This window comes from Tsukamurella sputi, assembly GCF_007858445.1.
Classification (GTDB): Bacteria; Actinomycetota; Actinomycetes; order Mycobacteriales; family Mycobacteriaceae; genus Tsukamurella; species Tsukamurella sputi.
On record NZ_VIGV01000171.1, the window covers coordinates 1 to 551 of the forward strand.

General features: G+C 40.7%; 1 protein-coding gene. It reads right to left on the reverse strand.

Features of this window, described 5'->3' with window-relative positions; translation table 11 throughout:
* Positions 1-551 (reverse strand): preprotein translocase subunit SecY (locus tag FK268_RS26150; protein ID WP_269434258.1); only part of this gene is annotated, 551 nt, incomplete at both ends.

Consider the following 551-nt stretch of genomic DNA (forward strand, 5'->3'; position numbering starts at 1 on the left):
TCTATCTAAATATTGCGATGTATGAATTCCAGGGCGAATGCCAGGTATAAAACCACCATTTCTCTTTAAGTTTTCAGCTGTCTCTTTAGAGTTGAACTGCAATGCAGTATAGAAGAAACAGAAGAAGATTATGAGAGCCGCAAATAATATCATATATGCTGGCTGCCCTATAGAGAAATACTTCACTCCGTAAAATCCGAGCTTATTAAGTGTCAAGGATACATAATAGCTAAAGCTCCCCCAAAGCCCTGTATCCGCGTCAGTCAATTCCGGCACATTTACCTTGCTCAAACCAGTACTAATGGTATAAACAAAGGATAGGAACGCAGAACCGAAGATTGCCGGTATAACTCCCGACATATTGAGTTTTAATGGCAGGTGGTTAGTTTGATTACCAACCGTCATCATTCTACCTTGCTGTCTTCTTGCATATTGAATTGTAATACGGCGCTGACCACGCTCAATAAAGACAATCACAAAAATTACAGCCAATACAAGCAAGAACAGAACAACTAATAACAACCACATTGCGCCACCTTGAGTGGTCGCAG